The organism is Mesorhizobium sp. M1348, from assembly GCF_040317925.1.
In the GTDB taxonomy this organism is placed as follows: Bacteria; Pseudomonadota; Alphaproteobacteria; order Rhizobiales; family Rhizobiaceae; genus Mesorhizobium.
This window is the reverse complement of the sequence record NZ_JAMYLH010000004.1, coordinates 324,863-339,265: the sequence shown is the minus strand read 5'-3', so window position 1 is coordinate 339,265 and position 14,403 is coordinate 324,863. Positions and strand designations below refer to the sequence as shown.

At 63.0% G+C, this 14,403-nt stretch carries 15 protein-coding genes; 8 read left to right on the top strand and 7 right to left on the bottom strand.

The genetic code is table 11. The features are described from left to right. The first annotated feature begins 4 nt into the window (after positions 1 to 4). From NKH13_RS10540 to rnhA, 7 genes are all read left to right on the top strand, one after another. Complete coding sequence (locus NKH13_RS10540) at positions 5 to 637, top strand: cytochrome c oxidase assembly protein (RefSeq protein ID WP_352489616.1); 633 nt, start codon at positions 5 to 7, stop codon at positions 635 to 637. Between the two features lies 1 nt (position 638). Then, entirely contained in the window at positions 639 to 1,520 is an 882-nt protein-coding gene (locus tag NKH13_RS10535; RefSeq protein WP_292657474.1) for a cytochrome c oxidase subunit 3, read from the top strand. An 82-nt stretch (positions 1,521 to 1,602) separates the two neighbouring features. Continuing rightward, positions 1,603 to 1,989 carry a DUF983 domain-containing protein gene (locus NKH13_RS10530; protein WP_352463894.1) on the top strand — a complete coding sequence of 129 codons (387 nt, stop codon included), beginning with the start codon at positions 1,603 to 1,605 and terminating at the stop codon, positions 1,987 to 1,989. Next, complete coding sequence (locus tag NKH13_RS10525; protein ID WP_352912447.1) at positions 1,986 to 2,741, top strand: SURF1 family protein; 756 nt, start codon at positions 1,986 to 1,988, stop codon at positions 2,739 to 2,741. The genes NKH13_RS10530 and NKH13_RS10525 overlap by 4 nt, the downstream gene beginning before the upstream one ends. Positions 2,742 to 2,848: 107 nt before the next feature. After that, on the top strand, positions 2,849 to 3,853 hold the full coding sequence (ispH, locus tag NKH13_RS10520) for a 4-hydroxy-3-methylbut-2-enyl diphosphate reductase (protein ID WP_292657484.1): 1,005 nt from the start codon (positions 2,849 to 2,851) through the stop codon (positions 3,851 to 3,853). Positions 3,854 to 3,858: 5 nt separating this feature from the next. Next, a complete protein-coding gene (locus NKH13_RS10515; protein WP_292657487.1) occupies positions 3,859 to 4,821 on the top strand; it encodes a homoserine kinase in 963 nt (320 codons plus the stop codon). Next, complete coding sequence (gene rnhA / locus NKH13_RS10510) at positions 4,818 to 5,357, top strand: ribonuclease HI (protein WP_352912446.1); 540 nt, start codon at positions 4,818 to 4,820, stop codon at positions 5,355 to 5,357. The genes NKH13_RS10515 and rnhA overlap by 4 nt, the downstream gene beginning before the upstream one ends. An 18-nt stretch (positions 5,358 to 5,375) precedes the next feature. Here the strand turns inward: rnhA and NKH13_RS10505 are convergent, their stop codons facing one another. From NKH13_RS10505 to NKH13_RS10495, 3 genes are all read right to left on the bottom strand, one after another. Further along, positions 5,376 to 5,855: a DUF2938 domain-containing protein gene (locus NKH13_RS10505; RefSeq protein WP_352716445.1), complete on the bottom strand. Its 480-nt coding sequence runs from the start codon at positions 5,853 to 5,855 to the stop codon at positions 5,376 to 5,378. Positions 5,856 to 6,003: 148 nt separating this feature from the next. Beyond that, the gene (locus tag NKH13_RS10500; protein ID WP_292657494.1) at positions 6,004 to 6,504 is read right to left on the bottom strand and encodes a peroxiredoxin; all 501 of its coding nucleotides are present in this window, start codon (positions 6,502 to 6,504) and stop codon (positions 6,004 to 6,006) included. A gap of 83 nt (positions 6,505 to 6,587) precedes the next feature. Next, positions 6,588 to 7,394: a protein-disulfide reductase DsbD domain-containing protein gene (locus NKH13_RS10495; protein WP_352716447.1), complete on the bottom strand. Its 807-nt coding sequence runs from the start codon at positions 7,392 to 7,394 to the stop codon at positions 6,588 to 6,590. Positions 7,395 to 7,541: 147 nt separating this feature from the next. Here NKH13_RS10495 and NKH13_RS10490 point away from each other — a divergent pair, with 147 nt between their 5' ends. Next, positions 7,542 to 8,150 (top strand): YqgE/AlgH family protein, encoded by a 609-nt coding sequence (locus NKH13_RS10490; RefSeq protein WP_292657500.1) that lies wholly within the window; start codon positions 7,542 to 7,544, stop codon positions 8,148 to 8,150. Positions 8,151 to 8,173: 23 nt separating this feature from the next. Here the strand turns inward: NKH13_RS10490 and NKH13_RS10485 are convergent, their stop codons facing one another. The 4 genes from NKH13_RS10485 to thrC are packed head-to-tail and all read right to left on the bottom strand — an operon-like array spanning position 8,174 to position 14,382. Further along, the gene (locus tag NKH13_RS10485; RefSeq protein ID WP_292657502.1) at positions 8,174 to 11,062 is read right to left on the bottom strand and encodes an EAL domain-containing protein; all 2,889 of its coding nucleotides are present in this window, start codon (positions 11,060 to 11,062) and stop codon (positions 8,174 to 8,176) included. Between the two features lie 3 nt (positions 11,063 to 11,065). Continuing rightward, on the bottom strand, positions 11,066 to 11,662 hold the full coding sequence (locus NKH13_RS10480) for a GNAT family N-acetyltransferase (protein ID WP_352716449.1): 597 nt from the start codon (positions 11,660 to 11,662) through the stop codon (positions 11,066 to 11,068). A 15-nt stretch (positions 11,663 to 11,677) separates the two neighbouring features. After that, positions 11,678 to 12,970, bottom strand: a complete 1,293-nt coding sequence (locus NKH13_RS10475; protein WP_352716451.1) for a M16 family metallopeptidase — start codon at positions 12,968 to 12,970, stop codon at positions 11,678 to 11,680. Positions 12,971 to 12,984: 14 nt separating this feature from the next. Beyond that, positions 12,985 to 14,382: a threonine synthase gene (thrC, locus tag NKH13_RS10470; RefSeq protein ID WP_352716453.1), complete on the bottom strand. Its 1,398-nt coding sequence runs from the start codon at positions 14,380 to 14,382 to the stop codon at positions 12,985 to 12,987. Positions 14,383 to 14,403 lie beyond the last annotated feature (21 nt).

Genomic DNA, 14,403 nt, shown 5'->3' with positions numbered 1-14,403 from the left:
GACGATGACCAGGCAAACAGTCACCGATCCTACGAAGAAAAATACGAACCGCGTCGTCGCCGGCGTCTGCATCGCGTTCTTCGGTGGCATGATCGGCATGGCCTACGCCGCGGTGCCGCTTTATGCGATGTTCTGCCAGGCGACAGGCTACGGCGGCACCGTCAAACGGGCGACCCAGCAATATGCCGATCGGGTGCTCGACCGCGACATCACCATCCGCTTCGATGCCAACACCGTCGGCGTTCCCTGGCAATTCCAGCCGGTCGCCCGCTCGATCACCATCAAGATCGGCGAGACCGCCGAGGCGCATTTCAGCGCGACCAACAAATTCAGCCGGCCCATCACCGGACGTGCCACCTTCAACGTGCAGCCGGAACTGGCCGGACCTTACTTCAACAAGGTCGAGTGTTTCTGCTTCACCGACACGACGCTGAAGCCGGGCGAGACACTGGACATGCCGGTCGTGTTCTATGTCGATCCCGACATCGTCAACGCGCCGGAACTGAAGGATTTGAAGACGATTACCCTGTCCTACACGATGTTCCCGGTCGACAAGACCAAGCCGGTCGCATCATCGGTGCCGGCCGACGGCCGCCGCAACAAGATTTCAGATACCGAAGCAAGCCTCGGGGGTTGATATGGCAGACGCACACGCAAAACCACAACATGACTACCACCTCGTCGACCCGAGCCCGTGGCCTTTCCTGGGCTCCGTCGGGGCGCTGGTGACCGCGCTCGGCGGTGTCTGTTACATGCAATATCTCAAGGGCGGCGATTTCCCGATCTTCGGTTTCAACATCGCCAACCCATGGCTGTTCTTCATCGGCCTGCTGATCGTCATCTACACGATGTTCGCCTGGTGGTCGGATACGATCAAGGAAGCGCATGAGGGACACCACACCCGTGTCGTGTCGCTGCATCTGCGCTACGGCATGATCATGTTCATCGCCTCCGAGGTGATGTTCTTCGTCGCCTGGTTCTGGGCCTTCTTCGACGCCAGCCTGTTTCCGGGCGAGGTCCATCAATACGCCCGTACCGCCTTCACCGGCGGCGTCTGGCCACCCAAGGGCCTCGAAGTTCTCGACCCCTTCCATCTGCCGCTTTACAACACCGTCATCCTGCTTCTGTCGGGCACCACGGTGACCTGGGCGCACCACTCGCTCATCCACGGCGACCGCAAAGGTCTGATCAATGGCTTGGTGCTGACCGTCGGCCTCGGCATGCTGTTCACCATGGTGCAGGCCTACGAGTACATGCACGCGCCGTTCGGCTTCAGGGATTCAATCTACGGCGCCACCTTCTTCATGGCGACCGGCTTCCATGGTTTCCACGTCATCATCGGCACGATCTTCCTGCTGGTCTGCCTGATCCGCGCCATGAAGGGCGACTTCACGCCCAAGCAGCATTTCGGCTTCGAGGCCGCCGCCTGGTACTGGCACTTCGTCGACGTGGTGTGGCTGTTCCTGTTTGCCTCGATCTACGTCTGGGCATCGAACGGCGCGATGATCGAACCACACTGAGATCGAGCTGAGGAAATCGACAAGGCGGCTGCGGCGACGTGGCCGCCTTATCTTTTGTGGCAAATGCTCCTAGGATGACCTCATGAGCGACGACAAGGCGATCTGGCCACCAATCGATCCGATCTCGGCCGGCCTGCATGGCCGCTGCCCCCGCTGCGGCGAGGGCAGACTGTTCTCTGGGTTCCTCACGGTCGGCAATCGCTGCACCAATTGCGGCCTCGATTATTCCTTCGCCGATGCCGGCGACGGGCCGGCGGTGTTCGTTATCCTGATCATCGGCTTCATCGTCGTCGGTCTGGCGCTGTGGATGGAGGTGACGCTCAATCCGCCGCTCTGGCTGCATCTGCTGCTGTGGATTCCGCTGACGCTGGTGCTTTGCCTGGCGGCGCTCCGGTTGATCAAGGGCGTCCTGCTGACGCTGCAATACCGCAACAAGGCGGCCGAGGGCCGGCTGGACCGCGGCGAATGAGCGAGGCATCAGGTTTGGTGGCCGGCCGGTCGCGGCCGAAGCGCGCATTGGCGCTCGGCCTGGGTATCGTCGCGTTTTTGATACTGCTGGCGCTCGGCACCTGGCAGGTTCAGCGCCTGCACTGGAAAGAGGGCCTTCTCCAGACGATAGACCAGCGGACGCATTCGGCGCCTGTGCCATTGGCCGAGGTCGAAAAGCGGTTTGCTGCCACTAGCGACGTGGACTACACGCCGGCAACGGTGACCGGCACTTTCCTGCATCAAGGCGAGCGGCATTTCCTCGCCACCTGGGAAGGCCAGTCCGGTTTCGATGTCTTCACGCCGCTGCAGCTCGACGATGGCCGTTTCGTACTGATCAACCGCGGCTTCGTGCCTTACGATTTCAAGGACCCAGCCAAGCGGCCGCAGGGGCAGGTAACGGGCGAAGTGACGGTGACGGGGCTCGCCCGCAACCCACTGCCGGCCAAGCCCTCGATGATGCTTCCCGACAATGATCCGCAGAAGAACATCTTCTACTGGAAAGATCGTGACGCGATGGCCTCGAGCGCCGGCTTGCCAGCAGGAGCGGCGCTGGTGCCGATCTTCATCGATGCGAACGCCACGGCCAACCCCGGCGGGCTGCCGGTTGGCGGTGTCACCGTCATCGACCTGCCGAACAGCCATCTGCAATATGCGATAACCTGGTACGGCCTTGCCGCCGCCCTTGCCGGCGTCCTGATCTCCTGGCTCCGCCGCCCGGCGAAAGACCAATGATCGCCGCCACTACCCTTGACAGGGCAGGGCCGCACACCTCATTTCGCGCCTTGAGCTCAGAAGTCATAGTCCGATCAACCGGCCTACAATCAGCGTAAGATGCAATCATGCTTCACACAAAGCCACCGCTGACCATCCGGCTCTGCCAGCCGCGCGGTTTCTGTGCGGGCGTTGACCGTGCGATCCAGATCGTCGTGCTGGCGCTGAAGAAATACGGCGCGCCGGTTTATGTCCGCCACGAGATCGTGCACAACCGCTACGTCGTCGAAGGGCTGCAAAGCCTCGGCGCGGTGTTCATCGAGGAGCTCTCCGAGATCCCGCCCGAGCATCGCCAGAGCCCGGTCGTCTTTTCGGCGCATGGCGTGCCGAAATCGGTGCCGGCCGACGCCCGGTCCCGCAACCTATTCTATCTCGACGCGACTTGCCCGCTGGTCTCGAAAGTCCACAAGCAGGCAATGCGCCATCAGCGGCTGGGCCGCCACGTGCTTTTGATCGGCCATGCCGGGCATCCGGAGGTGATCGGCACAATGGGCCAGTTGCCGGACGGCGCGGTCACTCTGATCGAGACCGAAGCCGACGCCGCAAGCTTCGTGCCTGCAGACCCGCAAGCGCTCGGCTTCGTGACCCAGACGACGCTGTCAGTCGAGGACACCGCCGGTATCATCCGCGCGCTGCAGCAACGTTTTCCCGAGCTGCACGCGCCGGCGGCGGAATCGATCTGTTATGCCACCACCAATCGCCAGGAAGCGGTCAAGGAGACAGCGGCCGGCGCCGATCTCTTCCTGGTTGTCGGCGCACCTAACTCCTCCAACTCGCGGCGCCTGGTCGAAGTGGCCGAGCGCGCCGGCGCCTCGATGTCGCTTCTCGTGCAGCGCGCCTCCGAAATTCCGTGGAATGACATTGTCGGCATCTCGACGCTCGGCCTGTCGGCGGGCGCTTCGGCGCCGGAGATCATCGTCGACGAGATCGTCGATGCGTTCAGGCAGCGCTTCGACGTGACCATCGAGCTGGCCGTGACGGCGACGGAGACGGAGGATTTTCCGGTGATGCGGGTGTTGCGCGATGTCGAACTGACGGCTGCCGACATGGCCTTCGTCAACGGGGCTGCGTAGCCACGATGGCGGTCTACACCGACGTCAATGAGGGCGAGCTCGGCGCGTTCCTCAGCAACTATCCGGTCGGCGATCTCTTGTCCTACAAGGGCATCGCCGAAGGCACCGAAAACTCGAATTTTTTACTGCACACCAGCAGCGGCTCCTACATCCTGACGCTTTACGAGAAGCGCGTCGACAAGGCTGACCTGCCGTTCTTTCTCGGCCTCATGGCCCACCTCGCCAGAAAGGGCATTTCGTGCCCGCTCCCGGTCACCGCACATGATGGCGGTGTGATCGGAACACTTGCCGGCCGGCCGGCGGTCATTATCACCTTTCTCGAAGGCCTGTCGCTGCGGCGGCCGACGGCTGCGCATTGCGGCGAGGTCGGCAAGGCGCTGGCGGCACTGCATCTCGCCGGCGCGGATTTTCCGATGACCCGCCCCAACGCCCTTGCCATCGATGGCTGGCGCAAGCTGTGGAATGCCGCCCGCGCCCGCGCCGACGAGGTCGAGCCGGGACTGGCGGCCGAGGTCGATGCCGATTTCGCCGATTTCGAGCGAAACTGGCCGAACGGTCTGCCGCAGGGCATCATCCATGCCGATCTTTTCCCGGACAATGTGTTCTTCCTCGGCGAGAAACTGTCCGGGCTGATCGACTTCTATTTCGCCTGCAACGACCTCTACGCTTATGACGTTGCCACGTGCCTGAACGCCTGGTGCTTCGAGAAGGATTTTTCCTTCAATCTGACCAAGGGCACGGCGCTGCTTGCCGGCTACCAAGGCGTGCGGCCGTTGAGCGGTGACGAGAAAGCTGCGCTGCCGATGCTGGCGCGCGGCTCGGCGCTGCGCTTCATGCTGACCCGGCTCTACGACTGGCTGACGGTTCCGGACGGCGGGCTGGTGATGAAACGCGACCCGACCGAGTATATTCGCCGGATGCGCTTCCACCGGGCGATCAACTCTCCTTCCGAATATGGACTGACATGACCAAGCGCGTTGAAATCTCCACCGATGGTGCCTGTTCGGGCAATCCCGGGCCTGGCGGCTGGGGCGCAATCCTGCGCTTCAACGGCGCCATCAAGGAACTCCACGGTGGCGAGGCTCTGACCACCAACAACCGCATGGAGCTGTTGGCCGCCATCTCGGCTCTCAATGCGCTCAAGGAACCTTGCGTCGTCGACCTTTATACCGACAGCAACTATGTCAAGGACGGTATTTTCAGCTGGATCGACGGCTGGAAGCGCAACGGCTGGAAGACGGCCGCCAGGCAGCCGGTGAAGAATGCCGAGCTGTGGCAGCAGCTCGACGCAGCGCGTAACCGCCATCAGGTCACCTGGCATTGGGTCAAGGGCCATGCCGGCCATCCCGAGAACGAGCGTGCCGACGAATTGGCGCGGCTCGGCATGGCGCCATTCAAGACGAAGTCGGCGAAACCCGCGCTCGCGTCCGTAACGCCGAAGGAAGGCACCCAGTCCAAGCAATCGGCGGCCAAGAAGGTTCGGCGCTCGACCCAGAGTTATTGATCCGGTTGAACTGGCGTGTCAGCGGATTAGAAGGGCGGTGCCGAACAGTCCGATTGCAAACACCGTATGCGACACAAGATTCAGGGCGCGGACCTGCATCGGATTGGGCCGCTTCGAAGCGGCCCAGCCGGCGCCCATGCCGGGCGCCAGCAGAAACCACCCGGCGCCGACGGTGACCATGCTGAGGATAAAGGCCGGCAGGAAGGTCGGCGCGGTGAGCCAGGCCGTTCCGGCCAGCACGACCAGTATGATGCCGTAGACGATGCCGACAGCATAATGAAAGGCCCAGCCAAGTACTGATTCATGCGCGTAGGGCGAGGCCTCGCCAATGTCGTCATGGAAGACCTTGCCTTCCCTGAGATGCCAGACCCAGCGGCCGACCAGCCCCCAGTTCGGCCGCGGTTGAGCAAACGCCTTGTTCAGGAAAATCGCCCAGACATCCATAAGCGCGGTTGCGCCGATGCCGATCGCGACGCTGCGCCAGACGATGTCAGACATAATCGAGGTCCCCAAAAGCAAGCAGTTCCGAAGCGCCGACGCATGGCCCCGAAAACCGGGTCGGCTTTCGGAGGGATCATGCGCCAATGCAAAAAGTCAGCGTCCTTTGGACGCTGAGCGCTCGAAGGCGCCCGCCGCCGTCCCTGGCCTATGCTGTCGCCAAGACGGAAAGCTGTCCGAGAATGTGAGCCGCACCGGATTCGTCGACGCCGGGCTTTGTCTCGACATTGAGCGCGGTGACCTTGCCGTCGTCGACGATCATCGAAAAACGCTTCGAGCGCAGCCCCATGCCGCCGCTGGAGAGGTCGGCGTCGAGGCCGACCGATTTGGCGAAATCGCCATTGCCATCGGCAAGATAAAGGATTTTGCCTTCACCGCCGCTGAAGCGGGCCCAAGCCCCCATGACGTGAACATCGTTGACCGAGACGACGGCGATAGTGTCGACGCCGCGCGCCAGGATGGCGTCGTAATTGTCCAGGTAGCCGGGCAGATGATTGTTGCTGCAGGTTGGCGTGAAAGCGCCTGGAACCCCAAACAGCACGACCGTCTTTCCTGAGAATATCTCGCCCGTCGTGATCGGCTTTGCACCGTCGGCGGTCATTGTCTTGAAGGTCGCATCGGGCAGTTTGTCGCCAACGGAGATCGTCATGATGGTCCTCGCTTGAGAATGGAAAGGGAGTGTCCTTGCGATAGCGAACTAAGGCGCGCCCGGCAACCGTCCAGACGTTGGCATCACGGAAAAGGCAGCAGGCCTTCGACCGCGCCAGCGGCACTTGTCAGTGTGTAGTGCAGGCCGCCGTCGGTTGGCGTTGTCGACGGCCTGTCGAGGATCGGCACAGTAAAGATCAGCTTGCCATCCTTTTCGCTGCGCGCGGGGGCACCGAACATGTAGTCGCGTTCGCCGGCAACGAAGAAGTCGGCGGCCTCGGGACTGCCCGGAAAGCTCGCTTCGACAATCAGCGTTTCGTGGTCGCCCGGCAGTACGTTTATGCCGAAATCGGGCGTTGCCGTGGCGGGCAGGGTGGCAAGGCCTGCCTTGACCAGTGCCGCGTCCTCGGCGTTGTCCGGATCGGCGCCGGGATCGACGGTCAGCCTCGTCTGCACCGGGATGCAGATGGTTTCGCAAATGCCGAGGAAGATATCCGCATCGATGACGGCCGGCTGGCCGGGCGCGGCAAGCGTGAACGTCACCGGCAACGAAACCGGGTGGTCGTAGCCGGCCCATTTGCCATAGCCGTCGTCATGGCGCTGCGGCGGCGGAAACGAAAGCGTCGCGTCGGCAATGTTGGTGCTGGCCGAGACGTCGATCTGTGGCGGCACGCCTGCATCGCCCGGATCGCGCCAATAGGTTTTCCAGCCGGGCTTCAGCGCAATGTCGAGGACGCCCTGGAGACGTCCGGCCTCGTCGGCTTTGCCGCTCGTTACCAGTCGCACCCTGCCGCCTTCGCTGTTGTACCAGGCCGACGAGGAGGCTGAGGCTGGGAGGCCGGTCGCCGATCCAATGGCCACACTAAGCAGCAGGATTTTCAAGCTTTGCATGACGGTGATTTGATCGTCCGTTGATGGCCGCACAATGATTTCATGACGCGGCCGGCATCATATTTGCGTGACCTTCGATTTACGAGCCTGATCAAATCGGGCGCCGCCCATCTTTTCGACGCTTCGGAAACGCGCTACGCTGTGGCCATGGATTTGTTGCGCCATAAAAGGACGGCCGCAGGACCCGGCTTTCTCGACGACCAGTTCCTGATTGCCATGCCCGGCATGAAGGACGACCGCTTCACGCGCTCTGTCATCTACATTTGCGCGCACAGCGACGAAGGCGCGATGGGGCTGATCATCAACCAGACGCAGCAGATGCTGTTTCCGGACCTGCTCGTACAACTTGGCATCATGAATGAGATGGAGGCGATCCGCCTGCCACCGCCGGCGCGCGACTTCGTCGTGCGCAATGGCGGACCGGTGGATCGCAGCCGCGGCTTCGTCCTGCATTCGGGCGACTACCGGGTGGAATCCTCGCTCGCCGTGTCCGACGACGTCTGCCTGACCGCGACCGTCGACATATTGCGCGCCATCTCCTCCGGCCGCGGACCCCGGCGGGCGCTGATGGCGCTCGGTTATGCCGGCTGGGGTGCGGGCCAGCTTGAAAACGAGATCGTCGAGAATGGCTGGCTGACTTGCCCGGCAAGTGCCGAGCTTCTGTTCGACGCCGACATCGACCGCAAATACGACCGGATCCTTGCCTCGATCGGCATCGATCTCGCGCATCTCAGCCTGGCTGCCGGTCACGCCTGAGCCTCATCACGTCCCGAAACTTGTCACGCTTGAGTGAGCGGGTACTGTTCCTTCAGCGTCTTCAGCACCTGGTCGCCCGGCATCGGCGCGCCGAACATGAAGCTCTGCACGTATTCGCAGCCCATCTGCCGCAACTCCAGCGCATCGCTCTCGTCCGAAATGCCTTCGGCGACAACCGACAGGCCGAGTTCATGCGCCATGTTGACCATGGATTTGAGCAGCACCGCGCGTTTCGGCGTCGCGTCGTCGACGAAGCTCTTGTCGATCTTGATGGTGTCGAACGGAAAGCGCGTCAGATAGGCCAGCGATGAATAGCCGGTGCCGAAATCGTCCAGCGACAGGCCGATGCCAAGCTGCTTTAGCTTGGTCAGCACATGAGCGGTCTGCTCGGGATTGTCCATCACCAGCGATTCCGTGAGTTCGAGCCGGAAGCAGCGCGGTTTCAGATTGGCCCGCGCGATCACCGAGCGGACGTCGCTGACCAGGTCGCGGCGGATGAGCTGACGGCTGGACAGATTGACCGAGACCGACAGCGGCGCATCGCCGATCTGCTTTTGCCATCCCGCCAGGTCTTCGGCAGCCTGCTGCATGGCGAATAGCCCAAGCTGCACGATCAGGCCGCAGTTTTCGGCGACCGGGATGAAATCCGCCGGCGGGATCATGCCGCGTCGCGGATGGTCCCAGCGCAGCAAGGCTTCAAAGCCGGCAACGCTGCCGTCCTCCAGCCGTACGATCGGCTGATAGGCAAGCGTGAATTCGCGTCGCTCGATGGCGCGCCGCAGGTCGGACTCGAACTGCAGCCGGTCGGTGCCGACCGTGCGGAAGGCAGGCCGGAAAGGCTCGATCCTGTCGCCGCCGAAGCGCTTGGCTTGATGCATGGCGAGCTCAGCATCCTTGACCATGTCCTCGGCCGAAGTCTGGGTTGAGGTCCAGGTGATCAGCCCGATCGAGGCGGTCAGCACGATCTCGCGCTTGGCGAAGGTGATCGGGTTGTTGATGGCGTGCTTGATGGCATCGGCAATGGCCGCGATGCGAGCCGGATCCTGCTCCGACAAAAGCATCAGCGCGAACTGGTCGCCGGCAAAGCGCGACAGCGAATCCTTCGGCTTGAGCAGCCGGTGCAGCCGCCGCGCGATGGTCAAAAGGATGGTGTCGCCGGCCGAGATGCCGAGCCCGTCATTGACCTGCTTGAAGCGGTCGATGTCGATGACGAAGACGGTCGGGCGCACCTTCTCTTCGGTGCGGGCGATCGAAATGATCGCCTCCAGCCGGTTCATGAACAGCTCGCGGTTAGGCAGGCCGGTCAGATTGTCATGTACGGCGTCATGCAGCAGCCGTTCCTCGGACTTCTTCTGCTCCGTCACGTCGACCATGGTGCCGACGCAGCGGATGACCTCGCCGTCCGAGCCGATCACCGGCCGGGCGCGCAGCGCAAACCAGTGATAATGCCCGTCGGCGCCGCGCAGGCGGAAGTTTTGCGACACCCGGCCGCGCCGGTGCTCGAGCACGACGTCGAGCGTCGTACGAAACGTGTCGCGGTCGTCGGCATGCAGCACCGGCAGCCAGTTGCGGGCTGGGCCGCCGAGGCTGTTGGGCGCAAGGCCGAGCTGGATGCTTACGTCGGGACGAGTGACGACGCGGTCGCGCAGCACGTCCCAGTCCCACACAGTATCGCCCGATCCGGCAACCGCCAGCGCCTGGCGCTCGAGATCGGAGAACAGGCCCTGATGCAGGGCGCCGCCGGCAAAAGCGTGCTGCATCACGGTGAAGCCGATTAGCAGGATGATGAGGATCAGCCCACCGCCCAGCGCCGGCTGGGCGATATCGTTGTCGAGCATGCCTGTGATCGCCATCCACGATCCGCATAGCCATAGCAGAACCATCACCCAACTGGGCACCAGCATGATGGCGCGGTCGTAACCGCGGATGCCGAGGAAGATGATCAGGCCGAGCCCGGTCAGCGCGGTGGCGGCGAAGGACAGCCTGGCAATGCCGGCGGCAACCGCCGGATCGATGATGGCGACGCCGGCGATCAGCACCAGCCCGAGAATCCAGACCAGTGCGCCGTAGCTGAAATGGCCGTGCCACCGGTTGAGGTTGAGATAGGCAAACAGGAACACCACGAAGGTCGCCGCAAGCGCCACCTCCGTTCCGGCGCGCCACATCTGCTCATTGCCCGGCGAGATTTCTATAATCTTGTTGAGAAAGCCGAAATCGACGCAGATATAGGCAAGCACCGCCCAGGCCAGGGCCGCCGTTGCCGGGAACATCGAGGTCCCCTTGACGACGAAAAGAATGGTCAGGAACAGCGCCAGCAGGCCGGCGATGCCGATGACGATGCCACGAAACAGCGTGTAGGAATTGACCGAGTCCTTGTAGGATTCAGGGTCCCACAGATAGACCTGCGGCAGCTTGGGCGAGGCGAGTTCGGCGATGAAGGTAATCACCGTTCCGGGGTTGAGCGTCACCCGGAACACGTCGGCGTCGGGGCTGGTCTGGCGGTCGAGCGCAAAGCCTTCGCTGGGCGTGATCGCGGCGATACGGGTCGAGCCGAGGTCCGGCCAGAACAGGCCGGAATTCACCAGCCGGAAATGCGGTGCGACAATCAGCCTGTCGAGCTGCTGGTCGGTGGTGTTAGCGAGCGCGAACACCGCCCAGTCGCCGGTCGAGCGCGCGTCATTGGCCTCGACCTCGATGCGCCGTACGATGCCGTCTGGGCCGGGTGCCGTCGAGACCTGGAAATTCTCGCCCTGGTTGCGGTAGATTTCGACGGCGCCCGAAAGGTCGAGCGCCACGTCGTCGCGGGCAATCTTGATCGGTTCGACCGCAAACGCCGAGGATGCCGCGCAGAGCGTGACGATTGCCGCCAGCATAAAGGCAAGCAGCGACCCGTTGCGCAGAAAATTCGTCAAAAATCAGTCCTTTGTTCCAACGCCCGGCGGATCGTCCGCGATTCGGGCGTATAGGTAATGGTCCTGCCAGATGCCGTTGATCCTCAGATAGGATCGTAGCAGTCCTTCGCGCCGGAATCCGGCTTTTTCAAGCACGCGGATCGACCGGGCGTTATCGGGGATACAGGCAGCTTCGATCCGGTGCAACCGCAGCGTTTCGAAGGCGAAACGCGTCACCACCTTGACGGAATCGGTCATCAGGCCGCGTCCGCTGAAGCGCTCGCCGATCCAGTAGCCGATATGGCCGCTTTGGGCGACCCCGTGGCGGATATTGCCGAGGGTGATACCGCCGGCCAGCTTGCCGCTGCTTTTCTCGAAGATGAAGAAAGCGATCGCCGTCCCCTGCGCGTAGTCCTCGCGGTAGCGGCCGATACGATGCCGCCACGCCGTGCGGTCGAGCTCGTCAGGGGTCCATCGCGGTTCCCACGGCTCAAGAAAGGCGCGGCTTTCGCCGCGCAGCACCGACCACTCGCGATAGTCGTTGGTCAGCGGTACGCGCAGCGTGACAAGGTCGCCCTTCAGCGCCGGCAGGTCGCGGCGAAAGAAAGGGAGCGCGAACACGACGCTCGAATAGGCTTAGACGGCGAGCTTGCGGGCAGTGATCTGCGTGCCCGAAAGCGAATCGAGGATCGCTTCATAGGGCGCGAGCGTACCCACCGGCCCGACGGCTGTAAGCGTCGGCTTGGTCGAAAAAAGCCGAGACGACAGATCCGTCAGCCGCTCGACAGTCAACGCCGACAGCCGCTCCATCAGCTCTTCCTTGGCGATCGGCCTGCCGAACAGAAGTAACTGCCTGGCGATCTGCGAGGCGCGGCTGGCCGGGCTCTCGGCCGACATGATCAGCCCGGCGCGGTATTGGGCACGCGCCCGGTCGAGCTCCTCCTGCAGGATGTTTTCACCGGCCTTTTGCAACTCATCGATAATCACAGGCACCAGCTCGGCAATATCGCTTTGTCCGGTCGCCGCATGGACCCCGAAGACGCCGGTGTCGGAAAAACCCCAATGGAAGGCATAGACCGAATAGCACAGGCCGCGTTTTTCACGGACTTCCTGGAAAAGTCGCGACGACATGCCGCCGCCAAGGATCATCGACAGGACCTGAGAGGCATAGAAATCGCGGACGTGATAGGCGCGGCCCTCGAAACCCAGCACGATCTGCGCGTCCATCAGGTCGCGGTCTTCGCGAAAATCGCCGCCGACATATTGCGCATATTGCGGAATGGTGCCGTCGGCCTTGCCGCGGAAGCCGCCGAGACGTTTTTCGACCTCGCGCACGAAATCATCGTGCTTGATATCGCCGGCCGCCACCATCACCATGTTCTCGGCGCCGTACTGCCGTTCGATGAAGTCGTGCAACTGCTTCGAAGTGAAGGATTTGACGGTTTCCGGCGTGCCGAGAATCGAGCGACCGATAGTCTGGTGGCGAAAGGCGGTCTCGGTAAAGTGATCGAAAACGACATCGTCGGGCGTATCGTGCGCGGCGCCGATCTCCTGCAGAATCACATGCTGCTCTCGCTCCAGCTCCTGCGGATCGAATTCGGATTCCTGCAGGATGTCGGAAAGGATATCGACCGCCAGCGGCACGTCGTCGCTCAGAACCCTTGCATAATAGGAGGTCGTCTCGACGCTGGTGGCGGCATTGATCTCGCCGCCGACGTCCTCGATCTCCGAGGCGATCTCGAAGGCGCTTCGCCGCCTGGTGCCCTTGAAAGCCATGTGCTCGAGCAAGTGCGCCATTCCGTGCTCTTCGTCACGCTCGTTGCGTGCGCCCGACTTGACCCAGGCGCCAAGGGCAACAGATTCGAGGCTTGGAAGGGTTTCGGTGGCGACTGTCAGGCCGTTCGACAGACGGCTTACCTCAACACCCATATGGCAATTACTCCCTAACGCGCCGCCCGCGTGTGGCGGCCGAGATAATCTTCCACCATTTTCAGGTCGGATGGAAGTACCGTGTATTTTTCCTCGGCGCTCATCAACCCGCCTAGCCATGCAGGCAGGGCAGGCGACACGCCGCTGGCGGCTTCGACGGCGGCGGGAAACTTTGCCGGGTGCGCAGTGCCCAGCACCACCATCGGCACCTCACCCGCAGCCTTGCCGGCGGCCACATGCACGGCTGCGGCCGTATGCGGGTCGAGCAGATAGCCGCTCGCCGCAAGTGTGGTGCGGATGGTGGCGGCGACCTCGTCCATGGTGGCGCGGCCGGCGTCGAATTCGGAGCGGATCCTGGCGATTTCGCCGGCCTCGACGGTGAAGGCGCCGGACTGCTTGAGCCCGTCCATGTAGCGCCGCACGGTCGAGGCATCGCGGCCGGCTGCCTCGAACAGCAAGCGTTCGAAGTTCGAAGACACCTGGATGTCCATCGAGGGCGACGTGGTCGAAAAGACCCCCTTCATGCGGTATTCGCCGGTCGCCAGCGTGCGCGCCAGAATATCGTTGTCGTTGGTGGCGATGATCAGCCGTTCGATCGGCAGCCCCATCTTCTTGGCGGCATAGCCGGCGAAGATGTCGCCGAAATTGCCGGTCGGCACGGTGAAGGAAACCGGCCTGTCGGGCGCGCCGAGCGACAGCGCGGAGGAGAAATAATAGACGATCTGGGCCATGATGCGGGCCCAGTTGATCGAGTTGACGCCGGACAGCGATACCCGGTCGCGAAAACCGTGGTCGTTGAACATGTCCTTCACCAGGCCCTGGCAGTCGTCGAAATTGCCTTCGATCGCCAAGGCATGGACGTTTGCCGCGATCGAGGTCGTCATCTGCCGCTGCTGTACCGGCGAGACGCGGCCGTGCGGGAAAAGCACGAAGATGTCGGTGCGGTTGCGCCCCGCAAAGGCATCGATGGCGGCCCCCCCGGTGTCGCCGGAGGTGGCGCCGACAATGGTGGCGCGCTGGTCACGCTCGGCCAGCACATGGTCCATCAGCCGTGCAAGAAGCTGCATCGCCACGTCCTTGAACGCGAGCGTCGGGCCGTGGAAGAGCTCCAGCACGAAGCTGTTGGGCCCGGTCTGCACCAGCGGGCAGACGGCCTCATGGCGGAAGGTCGCATAGGCTTCGCGCACCAGCCGTTCGAACACCGGCGCCGCGATCTCGCCACCGAGGAACGGCGACAGCACGCGGATGGCAAGATCGGGATAGGCAAGACCGCGCATGGCGCGGATCTCGGCTGCGGAAAAATGCGGCCAGGCGCTCGGCAGATAGAGCCCGCCGTCGCGCGCCAGCCCGGCCAGCACCGCGTCGGAAAATCCAAGCGCGGGCGCTTCCCCGCGGGTACTCACATATTGCATCGTCACGTTTCCATTGTTGCC

Excerpts from the sequence above, each read along its gene's own strand:
- NKH13_RS10500 (WP_292657494.1), bottom strand. The coding sequence starts at position 6,504 with ATGACGATCTCCGTTGGCGACAAACTGCCCGATGCGACCTTCAAGACA.
- NKH13_RS10525 (WP_352912447.1), top strand. The coding sequence starts at position 1,986 with ATGAGCGAGGCATCAGGTTTGGTGGCCGGCCGGTCGCGGCCGAAGCGC.
- ispH (WP_292657484.1), top strand. The coding sequence starts at position 2,849 with ATGCTTCACACAAAGCCACCGCTGACCATCCGGCTCTGCCAGCCGCGC.
- rnhA (WP_352912446.1), top strand. The coding sequence starts at position 4,818 with ATGACCAAGCGCGTTGAAATCTCCACCGATGGTGCCTGTTCGGGCAAT.
- NKH13_RS10495 (WP_352716447.1), bottom strand. The coding sequence starts at position 7,394 with ATGCAAAGCTTGAAAATCCTGCTGCTTAGTGTGGCCATTGGATCGGCG.
- NKH13_RS10475 (WP_352716451.1), bottom strand. The coding sequence starts at position 12,970 with ATGGGTGTTGAGGTAAGCCGTCTGTCGAACGGCCTGACAGTCGCCACC.
- thrC (WP_352716453.1), bottom strand. The coding sequence starts at position 14,382 with ATGCAATATGTGAGTACCCGCGGGGAAGCGCCCGCGCTTGGATTTTCC.
- NKH13_RS10505 (WP_352716445.1), bottom strand. The coding sequence starts at position 5,855 with ATGTCTGACATCGTCTGGCGCAGCGTCGCGATCGGCATCGGCGCAACC.
- NKH13_RS10530 (WP_352463894.1), top strand. The coding sequence starts at position 1,603 with ATGAGCGACGACAAGGCGATCTGGCCACCAATCGATCCGATCTCGGCC.
- NKH13_RS10515 (WP_292657487.1), top strand. The coding sequence starts at position 3,859 with ATGGCGGTCTACACCGACGTCAATGAGGGCGAGCTCGGCGCGTTCCTC.
- NKH13_RS10540 (WP_352489616.1), top strand. The coding sequence starts at position 5 with ATGACCAGGCAAACAGTCACCGATCCTACGAAGAAAAATACGAACCGC.
- NKH13_RS10490 (WP_292657500.1), top strand. The coding sequence starts at position 7,542 with ATGGATTTGTTGCGCCATAAAAGGACGGCCGCAGGACCCGGCTTTCTC.
- NKH13_RS10535 (WP_292657474.1), top strand. The coding sequence starts at position 639 with ATGGCAGACGCACACGCAAAACCACAACATGACTACCACCTCGTCGAC.